Source organism: Corynebacterium sp. Marseille-P3884 (assembly GCF_017942225.1).
Classification (GTDB): domain Bacteria; phylum Actinomycetota; class Actinomycetes; order Mycobacteriales; family Mycobacteriaceae; genus Corynebacterium.
This window is the reverse complement of the sequence record NZ_JAGKSD010000016.1, coordinates 23,933-38,044: the sequence shown is the minus strand read 5'-3', so window position 1 is coordinate 38,044 and position 14,112 is coordinate 23,933. Positions and strand designations below refer to the sequence as shown.

Genomic DNA, 14,112 nt, shown 5'->3' with positions numbered 1-14,112 from the left:
AGTGTGGCCAGCGTGGTGAATAAACAACGAGGGCGCCCGCGCGGGGGTTCCGACGCTCGAGAGAACATCATTCAAGCAGCTAAGGAACTGTTCGCTGAGTTCGGATACAAGGGCACTACCCTCCGCAGAATCGCGGCCGAAGCGGGCATTGATCACTCATTGGTGAATTATTACTTCGGCACGAAAGAGAACTTGTTCAGCGAGGCGGTGCTTGGTGGATTCAGCCCATCGGCGATTTTCAAAGCGGTTAAGGCTGTGCCCGGGATTTCGCTCGCCACTCTTCCTCGCATTTTGTCGCGCACCTTCGTGGCCTTCTGTGAAACATCGAACTTCCAAAACAACGTGATCCCGACGCTGAAATTCGCCCTCGAAGACGACGAGGCCCGGCAACTGGTTACCGGTTACATGGAACGCGAAATATTCGAGGAAGCGGAAAAGCTCTACTTTGAACTTAGGTCGCGATCATCGCGTCCCATGGGTGCTAGCGCCCACGAAGCTGTCATCGGTGTGTCAACAGTATTGCTCGGTGCACTTGTCTCCCGCTACATACTTCGGACCGACCCGCACGCAACTATGTCCTCACACGAGTTCAGATCTGTCACGGAACGCCTGCTCAAAGGAGCACTCAGTTAGGCACGAAATTCGAGGGACGGCCTTTCCACGCGTCAGCGCACGGCGCGTAAGTGCATCAGCGTCGACTGGGAATCGTTGAAGTTATCGTCAGTGACGACCACTATCGAGCGGCCACCGTTTGGTGCCGCGTTCTTCGTGCCCCAAGCGAGGCCCTCGACGTTGTCGGGGTGGGGCTCCTGCTTGTCGAAGTCGAAGACGAGGGTCTTGGACGCGGTCTTCTCCAAGCCAGTGAGTGCTTCGGTGCCCAGCACATCATCCGCGCCCTCAAGGTTCAGCGTGTAGATCTGCGCCATGGTCGTCTTGGTGGCTTCGTCGAATCCGCGCTCGAGCATGAACAGGTTGCCGTTGTCGTCGGCAAGCAACGATGTCACGCCGCGGCCCAGGCTCACACGAACTGCGTGCTCTTTGACGGCCTTACCGGAATTCAAATCGTAAGCCGTGATGCGGGCCAGGGAGCTGTGCGTATCGGAGTTCTCCGGTCCGTCCTGGGCGAGAGCATCCTCGTTAATGGTGATCATCGTCTTCCCGTCAGCGAGAACCGCGATTGCCTCCGGGCCCTTGTTGTGCTGCACACCCCTCGTTCCTTTTTCATCGGGAGCATGGTGCGCTGGAGCATCGATGCGCCGGACTTCCTTTCCCTCCGGAGTGGACTCAATGATCTGCGGGGCGATGAACCTGCCCTCATCGGCTGCACCCTCAGTGGTCCACAGGTAGTTTCCGTTCGGCAGCAGGCGGATCTCCTCGGGGTCGAGGTAATCGGAGTACTCGCTCCCGCCCGCCTGCGTGAACTTGACTTCTCCATCTTCGGTGAAGGTCTTTCCACTGTCAGTCGTCTTGAAGTAGTACGCGCGGATCGGTCCGTGCTCATTCTTGTCGTCCGAGATAGCAATGTAGCGGTCCTGGTCGACGAGCTCGATGCCGCTGAGCCCGCCGATCTTCTTGTCGTCATTTCCTTCACCGAAGTCGAAGCGATTCAGGTACTCAGCTTGAGGGTTCGATTTCCCCGGCTTGCGGGGGAACCGCCGGGCGCAGACCCATCATTCTGCCCCGCTGCCGCATTGATGATTGCTTGCAGGATGAACGCGCTCAGCCCACCGAGGGCGGCAGCGATTCCGGCGACAGGGAGCAGTCCCGCTGGCATAGGCACTTTCACGCCATTGATAACGACGTCCTGCTGGGGCAGGGCGCCGATCTCCAGCGGTGCGGGCGCCGCGGCAGCGGGCTGAACAGTTGCAGTGGTCAAAGACAGGGCGGTTGCGGCTGCGATAACCGCACGGGCAGGACGACGGGACATGCGAACGCTCCTCGGGCAGACGGCAGAACTGGCGGAACTGGCAGAACCAGCCCCAACCCTAATTCGAGTTGCCGGCCACGGCACGGGGCGCAGCTGCCCACATGACAAAACCCCCGCAGCCACGGTGTCAAACCGGGGCCACGGGGGCGTGGGAACTTCCCTTAAGGTCTCTTAGACATCTCGCGCTCTACTTTCGTTGCGAGCTCTTCCACTTTCTTAGCGTTTTTGAAGAAGTTTGCCGGATAGCCTGCACGATTGAGCTTCTCATGCTGTTTCATGATCTCATCGAGAAGCGATCTTAAAGTAGGGTTATTCTCCTCAAACCATTTTGAGACGTTTGCGTCAAAGTTTCCAATGTGAAAACCACCCTCTTTGATTCGGCGGAATACGAGCGATGCGTAAACGTAGAGCGCATTCTCATATATTTTCTTAACTCGGCTACTCGGGGCAGATTTCGCTGCCGCCGAAGTCAACTCTTCAACTTCACGCCAAGCTCTCACCGCATTCCAAATTGCAGCTGGATCCGTTTGGGCGTTGAAAATCTGGGTATAGGGTGCCGCATGAATGTCCCCCCAAAGGGATCCGAGGTTACGCTTCGCCCTAGTGGCGAGCGCCACGGAATGCATACAGCTCAGGCACCTAGTGGCCTCGTCGATCGTGAATTCTTCTCTGAACTCATCTGGGGCTTTATCACCAGTCCGGAAAGAGTAGTAAATATTCTCCGAAAGGAGTGCGTCTTGAATTCCCTGTTGCAACGGATCCAGTGCGGCAAATTCCCGTCCCGTAATCCTATTTTGGGTGTTAGTGAATCTAGTTACTAATTGTTCGAACGCCGAGTCTCGGCCAGCCAAGGAAACGACCTTGACCGTCACGTATGCGCTATCAAGCGCACTGCTCGCCGCCTCCCCTTGCTGTTTTCCGAATGAGTAGATTGTGGAGCACGTCTGGGCGCCGTTAACAACACTCAATCCCTTTAGGCCGAAGCTAGCGGAGCTTTTAGGGTGAGGCACCGACGGTTTAATTTCGCTAGCAACGATAGTGATGCCGTTGTTGTAGTACCAAAAGCTCTCACTGTCCGATTCGAGCGTATTGCGCATATCACTATTTACCTGGGTGTCTCCAAGTGCCTTACGGATGTTTTTGTCGTAGAGCATCGGCCCGCAGTTTTGAACCATCTCAAAGATTTCTTGAGCACTTACCACACCGACTATCTCCGAACCGAACGAACTGAAAGGAGCGTTCCACTTCTCGAAGTAGAGTTCGTGTTCAAGCTCCTTTGGTGCGCTCGCTGCATTCCTGATCTCGAACAGTTCGCGAATCCCCATAAAAGACACTTCGAGAATTACCCCGTTCGCGTTGACATCAGCCTCAAAGTCTTTAAGTAACTTGTACGCTTCGTCGTTTTTGGCAATAGGTTTGTCACCTAAGTAGGCAAAGATAGCGTTGAACTTTGGGTCGTCAGTTTCACGGCTGAAGATCTCCTCGAATTCTTCTTTCCTAGCTTGGACCTTAGGCCCCATTCGGTCCCACTCGCTGTCAATGAAGAGTCGAATACCCTCTTTAAACTTCATCGCTTCGGTAGGACTCGGACCACCAGTGGAGGTCTTGGACTGAATTAGGAAGAGTCGCTGTACTAACGGGTCCGGAGCCACCCCATCGATGCCTTGATCGCCGGACTCATCCGTAACGAACTTGGCAGCTTCTTCCACGGTGTTCCCGCTTTTGTTACAGGCCACAAGCGCAGTTAGCGCCCTGGTTTTTCTAAAACTCTCTAGCTGCCGCTCTTGGTGGTGCTCTACATCGCTCAAATCAACGAACGGTTCGAAATCCACTTCAAGACGCTGTTCAATTTGACGGCGGTGAAAGTCGGTCATTATCCCTCCCCAGAATTAGAATCCATTGATTCGATCCTAAGCCGAAAAGATCTGATTTTTTGCAAATCGAAGAGCGTATGCTCAGACTTGAGCAGCCACCCGCACGCAAAACGCCCCCGCGACCACGGCGCGAAACCGGGTAGCGGGGGCGTCGACAAGCTTATGCCTGCTGCATCTTGCCGTCCTTGTCCTTGAACGGGAAGCCGAAGTGGCGCAGCAGCGCACGGCCTTCCTCGTCGTTGACAGCGGACGTGACAACGGTGATGTCCATACCGCGCGGACGGTCGATCTTGTCCACGTCGATCTCGTAGAACATCGTCTGCTCGGACAGGCCGAACGTGTAGTTGCCGTTGCCGTCGAACTGCGTGTCGGACAGACCGCGGAAGTCGCGAATACGCGGGAGAGCGACCGTCAGCAGACGGTCCAGGAACTCCCACATACGGTCGCCGCGCAGGGTGACCTTCGCACCGATCGGCATGCCCTCACGGAGCTTGAAGTTAGCGATGGACTTCTTCGCGCGACGCAGCTGCGGCTTCTGACCGGTGATCGCGGTGAGGTCCTCGAGCGCGCCGTTGATCATCTTGGAATCGCGGGCAGCGTCGCCGACACCCATGTTGACCACAATCTTGGTCAGACCCGGGATCTGCATGACGTTCTCGTAGCCGAACTGCTCAGACAGCTTGCCGCGAATCTCGTCCTGGTAACGCGTCTTCAGACGCGGGGTGTAGTTAGCCTCGGTCATTAGATGTCCTTCCCGTTCGACTTGGCAACGCGGACCTTCTTGCCGTTCTCATCGAAGCGGTAACCCACACGGGTCGGGGTGCCCTCAGAATCGACCACCATCACGTTGGACACGTGGATCGGGGCCTCCTGGGTGACAATGCCGCCGGACTCAGCGCCGCGCTCATTGTAAGAGTTAGCAACGTGCTTCTTCACACGGTTCACGCCCTCGACGAGGACACGGTCACGCTGCGGGTACGCCTCGATGACGCGACCCTGAGCGCCCTTGTCCTTGCCAGCGATGACCTGGACCATATCGCCCTTCTTGATCTTCAACTAGATCACCTCCGGTGCGAGAGACACGATCTTCATGAACTTCTTATCGCGCAGCTCACGAGCGACCGGGCCGAAGATACGGGTGCCGCGGGGCTCAGTGTCGTTCTTGATCAGAACAGCTGCATTTTCGTCGAACGCGATGTAGGAACCGTCCGGACGACGGGTCTCCTTCTTCGCACGAACGATGACGGCGCGGACAACCTCGCCCTCTTTCACATTGCCGCCCGGGGCGGCTTCCTTCACGGTGGCGACAATCGTGTCGCCGATACCGGCGAAGCGTCGAACAGAACCGCCGAGCACCTGGATGCACAGAATCTCGCGTGCACCAGTGTTGTCGGCGACCTTCAGACGCGATTCTTTCTGAATCACAGTTGGTCTCCTGACCTGGATCAATGTGCGCCAGATTTCCGTCCTGCACGCACGTGGTCAATGTCTTTTTTGTGCCTTTTCGCTTATCGACGAACAGTGCCCAGCACTTCACGTGCCGTCACCGCCGAAGGGTCTCGCAGCCTCAACTCGGAAACGCGCGTCAACTGCGACCAGCGATAGACAACTGTGGTATTAAACCACGCCGCCTGTGCGAACCCCAAATTCCCGCAGCTCCCCACAAGTTCGCTCCGGCAGTCACCCTCCGCCGCGCTCCCCCTACGCCTTGCTGGATCGAATTCAGCTCCCGCCTCCTCCCGTTCGCGTACGATGTCGGGTCAAGACACGGGGTGCCGCGCACCCGCCGCCGCGCAGCGCCGCAGTTCGCCAGAGCTGCAGCCGCGCGAAACGGAGGCGGGCGCGAAGCTGAGATCACACCCGTCGAACCTGAACGAACCAACATTCGCGGAGGAATTGTCTGATGGCTTCTTTGTCCACTTCTGATGGCGGCGCGCAGCGCAGCGCGATCCCGAACATCTTGTCCATCGCGGGCACGGACCCGACGGGCGGGGCGGGAATCCAGGCGGATCTGAAGTCGATTTCGGCGGCGGGCGGCTACGGCATGTGCGTGGTGACGGCGCTGGTGGCGCAGAACACGCACGGTGTGCGCAGCATTCACGTGCCGCCGCAGGACTTCCTGAAGGAGCAGCTGGACGCGGTCTTCGACGATGTCGAGGTGGATGCGGTGAAAATCGGCATGCTGGGGGATGTGGAAACGACGAAGACGGTCTCCGATTACCTGGCAGCGCACCCGGTCCCGACGGTGGTGGTCGACCCGGTGATGGTGGCCACGAGCGGCGATCGCCTGCTCACCGAGGACGCGGAGGAGGCGATGAGGCAGTTCGTGAAGGATCATGCGAGCGTCGTCACGCCGAATATTCCGGAGCTTGCTGTGCTGGCGGGCACGACACCTGCGGAGACATTCGATGAGGCGCTCGAGCAGGGCCGCGACTACGCGAAGGCGGCGGGCGTCAACGTGGTCGTGAAGGGCGGGCACCTCAAGGAGGGTTACGCGTCGAACGCGCTGGTCACGCCGGCTGGCGAAGTCGAGGTCGCGCACGTGCCGCGCGTGGACACGAAGAACACGCACGGCACGGGTTGTTCGTTGTCGTCGGCGTTCGCCACGCGCATGGCGATCGACCCCGACGGCGCGCTCGCATGGACGTCGAGTTGGCTCCACGAGGCGATCGCGCACGCGGACGACCTCAACGTCGGCACGGGTCACGGGCCTGTCGATCATTTCCACCGTTCGCGCCGCCTCGCGGCGGCAGCGTCGACGCAGCCATGGAAGCTTATCGACGACTGGACCGCCCCCTCCTCCCCCACCCTCGACCCCAAGATTCCTGCTGCCGGCCCGTTCACCCGCGAGCTGTGGGACAAGGCTGCGCAGAAGGTGTGGCCGGAGACGTTGGAATTGCCGTTCATCCGCGCGCTGCGCGACGGCACTTTGCCGGAAGAGCAGTTCAGCTTCTACCAAGTGCAGGATGCGTATTACCTCCGCGAATACTCCCGCGCACTGGCAATGGTGAGTGCGAAGGCCCCGGACGCGGAGGATCAGGTGTGGTGGTCGCAGTCCGCGACGGTCGCGATCGAGGCGGAGTCGGAGCTGCACCGCAACTGGATTTCTGAGCACCACATCGAGGCGGACACTCCACCCTCTCCTGTCACCCTCGGCTACGTGAATATGCTCACATCTACAGCCGCTTTTTCGGATTATATTGTCGGCGCCGCGGCAGTGTTGCCGTGCTTTTGGCTCTACGCGGAGGTCGGTTTGCACCTCGCGGAAAACAATCATCCTGAGCATCCGTACAACGCGTGGCTGTCCATGTACGGGGGCGAAGATTTCACAGATGCCGTGCGTATGGCCCTGAATTCGGTGGAGAAGGCTCTCTCCGGCGCGAGCGAAAAGCAGCGCGCGGACGCTCTCGAGGCGTTCATGTACGCGTGCTATTACGAACGCGAATTCTTCGATCAGGCCACTCGCAACTAGTTCTCGGATAGAGCTTCGGGGCCAAAATCACGGTTAGCCACCTACCCGAGAATGCTTTAGCTTGGGAGGAGTGAGTTTCAGTGAGAAGGCCCCAATTTCAATCCAGAACAAGCTAGACCTGTTCGGCCGCGAACCTGGTCGCTTCGCCCTTCGCGCCATCATGGCCGGCGTCTTGTTGGGCATCATGACTGCGTTCGCTGCAGCAACAGCAACTTTGACCGAATCGTACGCCCCTGGTTGGGGCAAGTACCCCTTCGCGATGATCTTCGCGGTGACCCTCTACATGATGGTCGTCCTCCAATCCGAGCTGGCCACCGGCAACATGATGTTCATGACGTACGGCTTCGTCCATAAGATGACGAAGATCCCGCGCGCCCTGCTGGTCATCCTGTTCGTGACGTTTTTCAACCTGGTCGGCGCGATCTTCGTCTCGTGGCTGATTTCCATGACCACGACCGGTCAGAACGCCGAGACGACGATGCCGTTCTTGTCCAGCCTGTGGGAGGCGAAGCTGGCGAAGCCCAGCCTGACCCTCTTCTTCGAGGCCATCCTGGCCAACATGGTCGTGAACGTCGGCTTCATCCTGACGGCGCAGGCCGGTAAGGATCACAGCGCCAAGATCTGGGCCGTGGCCATCATCATTCCGGCGTTCGCCGCAATGGGCTACGAGCACTCGATCGCGAACTTCGTGCTGACGACGCTGAACGGCTTCATGTTCGACCCGTCCTCCATCGAGGGCTTCACGGTCGGCAATGTACTGCGCAACTGGACGATCGTCTGGCTGGGCAACTTGGTCGGCGGCGGTCTGATCATGGGCGGCATTTACGGCTGGCTCAACCGCACGCGCACCAACTACCGCGACTAGTTCTTCCTCCTTCACTCCGTAATCCGCACGGCGTCGAGCTGTCTGCCAGAATGGCTTAGGTGAACTCCCCTAACCTTGACATGCTCGATGCCGTGCGTGGCGTTCGGGACGCTGTCGCCGGCACGCGTTTGAGCGATGGCGGCGTGGAAGCTGATGCCCGCGCTGTCGTCAACCAGCTCGACGATTATGTTCTGCCGCGCCTCGCCAATCTCGATGCTCCGTTGTTGGCGGTGATCGGTGGTTCGACCGGTTCCGGCAAGTCCACGCTCGTGAACGCAGTGCTGCGTGAGCGTGTGTCCAATCCGGGCGTGATCCGCCCCACGACGCGTCAGCCGGTGCTGGTGGCCAATCCAGCGGACGCGGACTGGTTCAATTCGCCGCAGGTCCTGCCGGGGCTCGCGCGTTCTCACGGCGCGGGCGACGAGCAGTCGACGACACTGCGCATCGTGCCCACTAGCAGCATCCCGGAAGGGCTCGCGCTTCTCGACGCCCCCGATTTCGACTCCATCGACGACCGCAACCGCGCCCTCGCTTCTCAGCTGCTGGCCGCAGCGGATCTCTGGGTCTTCGTCACTACCCCGGCGCGCTATGCCGACCAGCTGGTTTGGAATTTCCTGCACGACGCCGCCAGCCGCGGGATCGAGGTCCTGGTGGTGCTCAACCGCCTCGACGAGTCATCTGCAGAGACTGTCCCCGATGATCTGCGCCGCATGATGGACGAGGCGGGTCTGCACGGCGCGAGAGGTTTCACGGTTCCGTTCGTCCCCGGCCTCGGCGGCGACAGCGGCGAGGAATTCCTGCAGGACACTTTGGTCGCCGAGCTTCGTTCCTATCTCACTGACCTCGCGGAGGATTCCGCCGCGCGCCGCGCAGTCGCAGGTAAAACGGTCGCAGGGGCCGCCACGGGAGCCATCGAGAAAGCAGAGAAGCTTATCGACGCCCGGTCTCGCCAAGAAGCCTTCGCCTCCCAATTGGATAGCGCGATCAGTGAGCAGTATTCGGCCGCCCACACGCATGTGATCGATGCGACCTCCGACGGCAAGATGCTGCGCTCCGAAGTCATGGACCGTTGGCAGGATGTCGTGGGCACGTCGGATATTTCCCGCGGTTTCGAGCGCTGGTTCTCCCAGACGATGGACAAGGTGGGCAGCTTCTTCACTGGTGAGCCGGCGCCGCTGCGTGAGGTGGAGACTGAGCTCGAGTCCGGTCTCCACGCCGTGATCGTAGATGCCGCAGACACCGCCGCTGCACGTTCGTGGTCGCACATCGGTGCCGTCGCCCCGGACTTGCGCGCTGATGCCGACCCATCCCTCGCCCGTTCCTCCTCGGATATCGACGAGCGCGCCGCTGCCCTTGTCCGCGAATGGCAGGGCGCGCTTCTCGACCGCATCCAGGACACCGCCGGCGCCAAACGCCAGCGCGCCCGCGTCATGTCTTTCGGCCTCAATGTCTTGACCGTGGCGCTCATGCTCGTCGTCTTCGCCTCCACCGCCGGTATCACGGGCGGCGAGGTCGCTATTGCCGGCGGTTCCGCTGTGCTCGGCCAGAAATTGCTGGAGACGATCTTCGGCGAGGACACCGTCCGCCGCATGGCCACCGATGCCCGCAACGACTTGAATGAGCGTCTCCGCGAGCTCCTCCAGCGCGAACGTGAGCGCTACTACCCGGTCACCGATCCCCTCCTCGGGGGCACCACCGCCGACGATCTCACCACAGCCACCAACACTGCCCGCGCAGCTGTCGCTGAGCGCTTCCCAGAGCTCGCCGGCACCCCGAAGCCGACCCAGGCGGTCGAGGAAGCTCTCCCGAGCTCGGCATCCAGCCTCGAAGAGAGCGCCTCAAGTGGCCCACTTCGTGACTTATTCGCCCAGCTGCGCGGCGGTTTCCGGGGAGGCGACGATGGCTCTGTTTAAGCGAAAAACAGCCTCCCTCGGCGAACGTCTCACAGCTCTCGACGAAGCCGCCGAGATCGGCGCACCCTACCTCTCCCCCGCTCAGCGCGAGCGCCTGGAAAAGATTGCCCGCGCAGGTGCCGAACGCCGCGCCCTGTCTGCGGAGCACACCGTCGTCGGCTTCTTCGGCGCGACCGGTTCCGGCAAGACCTCCCTGTTCAACGCTGTCGTGGGTGAGGACCTCGGCAAGGCTGCAGCACGTCGCCCCACCACCTCCTCGCCACTCGCGGCGATCTGGGAGCCGGAGGGGTCCGAGGAGCTCCTCGACTGGCTCGGCGTCGAGGACCGCCGCGTCCGCTCCGGCGAATTCGCTCCCAAGGCCGGCCCCTTGATCCTGCTTGACCTTCCCGATTTCGACTCGGTGGAGGCATCCAACCGCGCCATCGCGGAGCGCCTCGCCGGCCAGGTCGACGTACTGGTCTGGGTGTCTGACCCGGAGAAATACGCCGACAGCGTCATTCACGACCAGTTCATCCGCCCCCACGCCAACCACTCGGCAGTCACGCTCGCGGTGCTGAACAAGGCAGACCTCCTCGCAGAAACCGACGTCCCCACCGTCTCACAGTCCTACGCGCAGCTGCTGCGCGAAGATGGCCTCACCAACGTGAGCGTCGTCCCCACCTCCACCTACACACAGGCAGGTATCGACGACCTCCGCTCCGCCATCACCCGCGTCGCCGCCGCCCACAGCGCACAGTCTGCACGCATTGAAGCCGACATCGCCTCTGTGACGGGGGAATACGCTGCCAGGGAGAAAGCAGCAGACGTCGATAAGCGAGCAAAGCGAGACTTGGATTCTGTGCTCGCCCAGGCCGCCGGCGCCGACCGCGTCGCCAACTCCACCGCCGCTGCATACCGCAAACGCCTCCACGAACGCACCGGCTGGCTGCTCACTTCCTGGGTGACCCGCTTCCGGCCCGACCCGCTGAAACGCATGGGCCTGCGTGAGGACGCCGACACCGTGGGCGTGCACCGCTCCTCGCTCCCGGAGCTCTCCGCCGCCTCCAAAGCCGTGGCCAACCGCGGCGTGCGCGACTACGCCGCCGCTGTCGCAGACGACCTGCCCCCGCAATGGGCCTCCGCCGTCTCCGACCGCGCCGACGAGGTCGCCGAAACACTTCCCGCCGAGCTCGACCGCGCCGTCGCCCGCACACGACTGCCGGCCGAACCGTCGAAAGGCTGGACCCTTCTCACCGTCGTCCAATGGTTGGCGCTGCTCGCCGCGCTCGTCGGCGTGCTGTGGTACCTGCTCGTCGCCTTCGTGCCCGGCGCGCTAACCCCGCTGCTCGGCGGCGACCTCGTCCCCGATGTCGAAGGCTGGCCGATCCCGACGCTGCTCATCATGGCCGGGCTGCTCACAGGCCTCGTGATCGGGCTAGTGACCGCCGTCTTCGGCGGAGTCATCGGCAGCGGCGTCAAACGGCGAACGCGCGCAGCGCTACGAAAAGAGGTCGCCGCGACCTCGCAATCCGCCGTCGTGGAACCCCTCGGCGCGATCCGCGACGACTACGCCCGCTTCAGCGAACGCATCGCCGTCGCCGCCGGCTCCTAGTAGCGCTGCGACGACAGGCGCGCCTTCGCCGCACCGTAGAAATTCAGCACCGGCCGCGTCAGCGGGGCGAACGCAGACACCCGGTCATCGAAGGAGTAGACCTCGTTCCCCATGTCCACGGCCTGCTTACCGTTGATGAAGCACGCCCCGCGCCCCGGCTTGCTGTACGCGCACACCGCCGTATCTGCCTCGGTGTGACCGAGGACCTGCAGCCCGCGGGTGTTCGTGTCGCCGAATCGGACCACCGGTTCCTCCGCCCACTGGGTGAACTGGGCTTCGTCCCAGTACGGGAGCTTCGTTCCGGGTGGCGGCGGGGTGAGCTTGGTCTCCATCACTGATGCGGCGGCCTCTGGGGCACTCACCGGAGCGACCACTACGGCAGCGGCGATCACGGCTGCGCTCAAACGACTGACAATCTTCTTCTTCATGGTGTGCGTATCTCCTTTCACCGATTCAGGCTTCCCTGTCTCAAGAGTAACGCACCTCACACATCAGGCGTCCGAAGCGAAAAGTTCCTGCATGCGTGGGCTCCACTCGGAGGGATCGTCCGGCTGCTCAGCCAGGGGCTTATTGACGTACGCCCACCCCAGCCGGTCCTCCGGCCCATCGATGATCACCGACGGGCTCTCCCCCGCCGCCGGCTCGGAGAGGATCTTTTTCAGCGCGCGCAGGTCCGACTCGTCGTACTGCGACTCGGTGTAGAACCGCCATTTGGTGTCGCCTGCGACCTGCTCTACGCGGATCTCGGGCACCGCTGCGTCGACACGCTTCACGAAGGCCAGTGCCTCTGTGTACGGCACCTGAAACGCTCCGAGCTCCAACGACACCGGTGCGCCGCCCGGTCTGAGCGGCGTGCCGTTGAACCTGGTCGCAATGCCTGTGTCCGTGGCATCGAGCGTCCGGTACAAACTGTCGCGGATCTGGATCGTGCGGCTGTCGTCCGCGCTTTCCGACGGATCCACGGTCACACGGGTGCTAGAACTGCCTGCCAAGATGTGGACGCTCCCGATGGCGGCGTCGGCAAGCAGTTCGTAGGCTTTCTGCTGCTCCGCCTGCGTGGCTGGCTCTGGGAGTTGCCCATCCCAGAAGAACCGCGTCGCTCCTATCTGGGCTTTCAGTGCGAGGCTGAAAGATGCCACACCTTTGCGTTTCATCTCCTCTTGCTTAGCGTGGAGTGCTGTCAATGCCTCGAAAAGCTGGTCGACGTCGTCAACGTGGAGTTCCCCTCTGAATTTCACCTGCGTCGTGGGAACGCCTTCATTGTTCTGCTGCACGGTGAGGTCCGAAAACACAGGGTCCTGATCCGCCCACGCGGCGACGGCGTCGACCTGCTTGTCGATCTTCGCGCAGCCGCCGAGCAACAGTGCGCACATGCCGAGCAGCACCGAAACAATGATGGAAAAAGGTTTCCTCGCCATAACGCCGGATTTTAACGGCGAAAGCAGACGCACTGCTTTGAGCAGGTTACCCATTTAAAACTTGCAGCATGCGTTCCTGCCACGGGCACTCGTCATAGGACGCTGACTCCGACGGAGGCTTCCCCATGTAAACACCACCGAGGGCCCCCTCGGGGCCAAGGATGACGATTAGAGTGGGCCTCTTTTCGGGAGTTTCGGACAGGATCTCCTTGACGGCGCGCAGACCTTCTTCATCGAATTCGCCTTCGGTGTAGAAGCCCCACACGCTGTATTCTTCCTCGCGGTGTTCTTCGGTGCCGCTCACGACGGTGAGGGACATATCGGTCGCAACATCTATGCGGTTGGCGCGCTCAAGAAGCTCCTGGTAGGTCCCATCCTCAGGGTTGAGGGCGAGTTCTGGCGGCGCGCAGTCCTGTTGCTCGACAAACTCCGTGGAGTGCATGAGGGGGAAACCGCATAATTCAAGTCGTGCGTCACTGTCCGCAGCGAAGTTCTCATAGGCTTTGTCGCGGAAGGCGCGAGCTTCGTCGTCAGAGAGGCTCGAACCACGCGTAGCTCGCAGTTCCAGCCCTATGTCATGCTCATATAGGGTGGCTTTAATTTCTGCAACGCCCGGCGCCACCAACGGTTCGATCAGTTTCTCGTTTCGGCGCGCGTCTTTCCGATCCAGCATTCTTCCGTACCAGACCAATGACGTTCCTCCGATATCCGCAGTGATGCCGGTGGACGTTAGGTCAATTGCCTGCTCTCGGTTCCGCTCCTTCTTGCGGAGGGTTTCTAAAACATCGATAAACTGCGGCACGCTTTCGACGTGAAGGACGCCGTCAACGCTGATTCGCTGAGGGTACCCCGACCTGCCTGTATCGCGATCGAACGTGAGGTCCTTCATCACTGGGTCGTCTGCGACGAATCTCTCCAGGCGCTGGGTCTCGGAGAGTTTTTCGTCTTTGTTAGATGGGTAGACGGCGGCGAAGGCAAAGAGGATCGCAACGGTAACCAACAACACGATGGTGTTCACCTGGTTCTTCGCCTTCATGAGAGCGATCCTACTG

The 14,112-nt window shown here is 61.0% G+C and carries 13 protein-coding genes and 1 riboswitch; of the genes, 5 read left to right on the top strand and 8 right to left on the bottom strand.

Translation table 11 applies throughout. The features are described 5' to 3' along the window. Window positions 1-12 precede the first annotated feature (12 nt). Window positions 13-633: a TetR/AcrR family transcriptional regulator gene (locus J5Y21_RS09590; RefSeq protein ID WP_210575009.1), complete on the top strand. Its 621-nt coding sequence runs from the start codon at window positions 13-15 to the stop codon at window positions 631-633. 32 nt (window positions 634-665) lie between these two features. On the opposite strand, the gene J5Y21_RS09585 is transcribed toward J5Y21_RS09590, so the two are convergent. The 5 genes from J5Y21_RS09585 to rplN all read right to left on the bottom strand — a co-directional run bounded on the left by J5Y21_RS09585 (window position 666) and on the right by rplN (window position 5,226). Then, a complete protein-coding gene (locus J5Y21_RS09585) occupies window positions 666-1,568 on the bottom strand; it encodes an esterase-like activity of phytase family protein (protein WP_349236985.1) in 903 nt (300 codons plus the stop codon). 520 nt (window positions 1,569-2,088) lie between these two features. Continuing rightward, complete coding sequence (locus J5Y21_RS09580; RefSeq protein WP_210575008.1) at window positions 2,089-3,801, bottom strand: AIPR family protein; 1,713 nt, start codon at window positions 3,799-3,801, stop codon at window positions 2,089-2,091. A gap of 160 nt (window positions 3,802-3,961) precedes the next feature. Further along, entirely contained in the window at window positions 3,962-4,543 is a 582-nt protein-coding gene (rplE, locus tag J5Y21_RS09575) for a 50S ribosomal protein L5 (RefSeq protein WP_210575006.1), read from the bottom strand. Then, window positions 4,543-4,857 (bottom strand): 50S ribosomal protein L24, encoded by a 315-nt coding sequence (rplX, locus tag J5Y21_RS09570; protein ID WP_210575004.1) that lies wholly within the window; start codon window positions 4,855-4,857, stop codon window positions 4,543-4,545. Before rplX ends, rplE begins: the two co-directional genes overlap by 1 nt. Continuing rightward, window positions 4,858-5,226 carry a 50S ribosomal protein L14 gene (gene rplN / locus J5Y21_RS09565; protein WP_210575002.1) on the bottom strand — a complete coding sequence of 123 codons (369 nt, stop codon included), beginning with the start codon at window positions 5,224-5,226 and terminating at the stop codon, window positions 4,858-4,860. It abuts the gene before it with no gap. A gap of 333 nt (window positions 5,227-5,559) precedes the next feature. Further along, a riboswitch (TPP riboswitch) is annotated at window positions 5,560-5,715 on the top strand. On the opposite strand from rplN, the gene J5Y21_RS09560 reads away from it, so the two are divergent. The 4 genes from J5Y21_RS09560 (at window position 5,705) to J5Y21_RS09545 (ending at window position 11,642) form a co-directional block, all read left to right on the top strand. Continuing rightward, window positions 5,705-7,273 (top strand): bifunctional hydroxymethylpyrimidine kinase/phosphomethylpyrimidine kinase, encoded by a 1,569-nt coding sequence (locus J5Y21_RS09560; RefSeq protein WP_210575000.1) that lies wholly within the window; start codon window positions 5,705-5,707, stop codon window positions 7,271-7,273. (Overlaps the previous riboswitch by 11 nt.) A gap of 70 nt (window positions 7,274-7,343) precedes the next feature. Beyond that, window positions 7,344-8,138, top strand: a complete 795-nt coding sequence (locus tag J5Y21_RS09555) for a formate/nitrite transporter family protein (protein WP_210574997.1) — start codon at window positions 7,344-7,346, stop codon at window positions 8,136-8,138. 59 nt (window positions 8,139-8,197) lie between these two features. Further along, window positions 8,198-10,051: an ABC transporter gene (locus tag J5Y21_RS09550; protein WP_349236983.1), complete on the top strand. Its 1,854-nt coding sequence runs from the start codon at window positions 8,198-8,200 to the stop codon at window positions 10,049-10,051. Next, window positions 10,038-11,642: a GTPase gene (locus tag J5Y21_RS09545; RefSeq protein ID WP_210574990.1), complete on the top strand. Its 1,605-nt coding sequence runs from the start codon at window positions 10,038-10,040 to the stop codon at window positions 11,640-11,642. Before J5Y21_RS09550 ends, J5Y21_RS09545 begins: the two co-directional genes overlap by 14 nt. Here J5Y21_RS09545 and J5Y21_RS09540 read toward each other — a convergent pair. The 3 genes from J5Y21_RS09540 to J5Y21_RS09530 form a co-directional block, all read right to left on the bottom strand. Continuing rightward, window positions 11,639-12,070 carry a hypothetical protein gene (locus J5Y21_RS09540; RefSeq protein ID WP_210574988.1) on the bottom strand — a complete coding sequence of 144 codons (432 nt, stop codon included), beginning with the start codon at window positions 12,068-12,070 and terminating at the stop codon, window positions 11,639-11,641. The genes J5Y21_RS09545 and J5Y21_RS09540 overlap by 4 nt on opposite strands. A gap of 63 nt (window positions 12,071-12,133) precedes the next feature. Next, entirely contained in the window at window positions 12,134-13,060 is a 927-nt protein-coding gene (locus tag J5Y21_RS09535) for a hypothetical protein (RefSeq protein WP_210574986.1), read from the bottom strand. Between the two features lie 46 nt (window positions 13,061-13,106). After that, on the bottom strand, window positions 13,107-14,096 hold the full coding sequence (locus J5Y21_RS09530) for a hypothetical protein (protein WP_210574984.1): 990 nt from the start codon (window positions 14,094-14,096) through the stop codon (window positions 13,107-13,109). Between the last annotated feature and the right edge of the window lie 16 nt (window positions 14,097-14,112).

Coding starts and splice junctions, on each gene's coding strand:
- J5Y21_RS09540 (WP_210574988.1), bottom strand. CDS start 12,070: ATGAAGAAGAAGATTGTCAGTCGTTTGAGCGCAGCCGTGATCGCCGCT.
- J5Y21_RS09560 (WP_210575000.1), top strand. CDS start 5,705: ATGGCTTCTTTGTCCACTTCTGATGGCGGCGCGCAGCGCAGCGCGATC.
- J5Y21_RS09530 (WP_210574984.1), bottom strand. CDS start 14,096: ATGAAGGCGAAGAACCAGGTGAACACCATCGTGTTGTTGGTTACCGTT.
- J5Y21_RS09545 (WP_210574990.1), top strand. CDS start 10,038: ATGGCTCTGTTTAAGCGAAAAACAGCCTCCCTCGGCGAACGTCTCACA.
- rplE (WP_210575006.1), bottom strand. CDS start 4,543: ATGACCGAGGCTAACTACACCCCGCGTCTGAAGACGCGTTACCAGGAC.
- J5Y21_RS09535 (WP_210574986.1), bottom strand. CDS start 13,060: ATGGCGAGGAAACCTTTTTCCATCATTGTTTCGGTGCTGCTCGGCATG.
- J5Y21_RS09580 (WP_210575008.1), bottom strand. CDS start 3,801: ATGACCGACTTTCACCGCCGTCAAATTGAACAGCGTCTTGAAGTGGAT.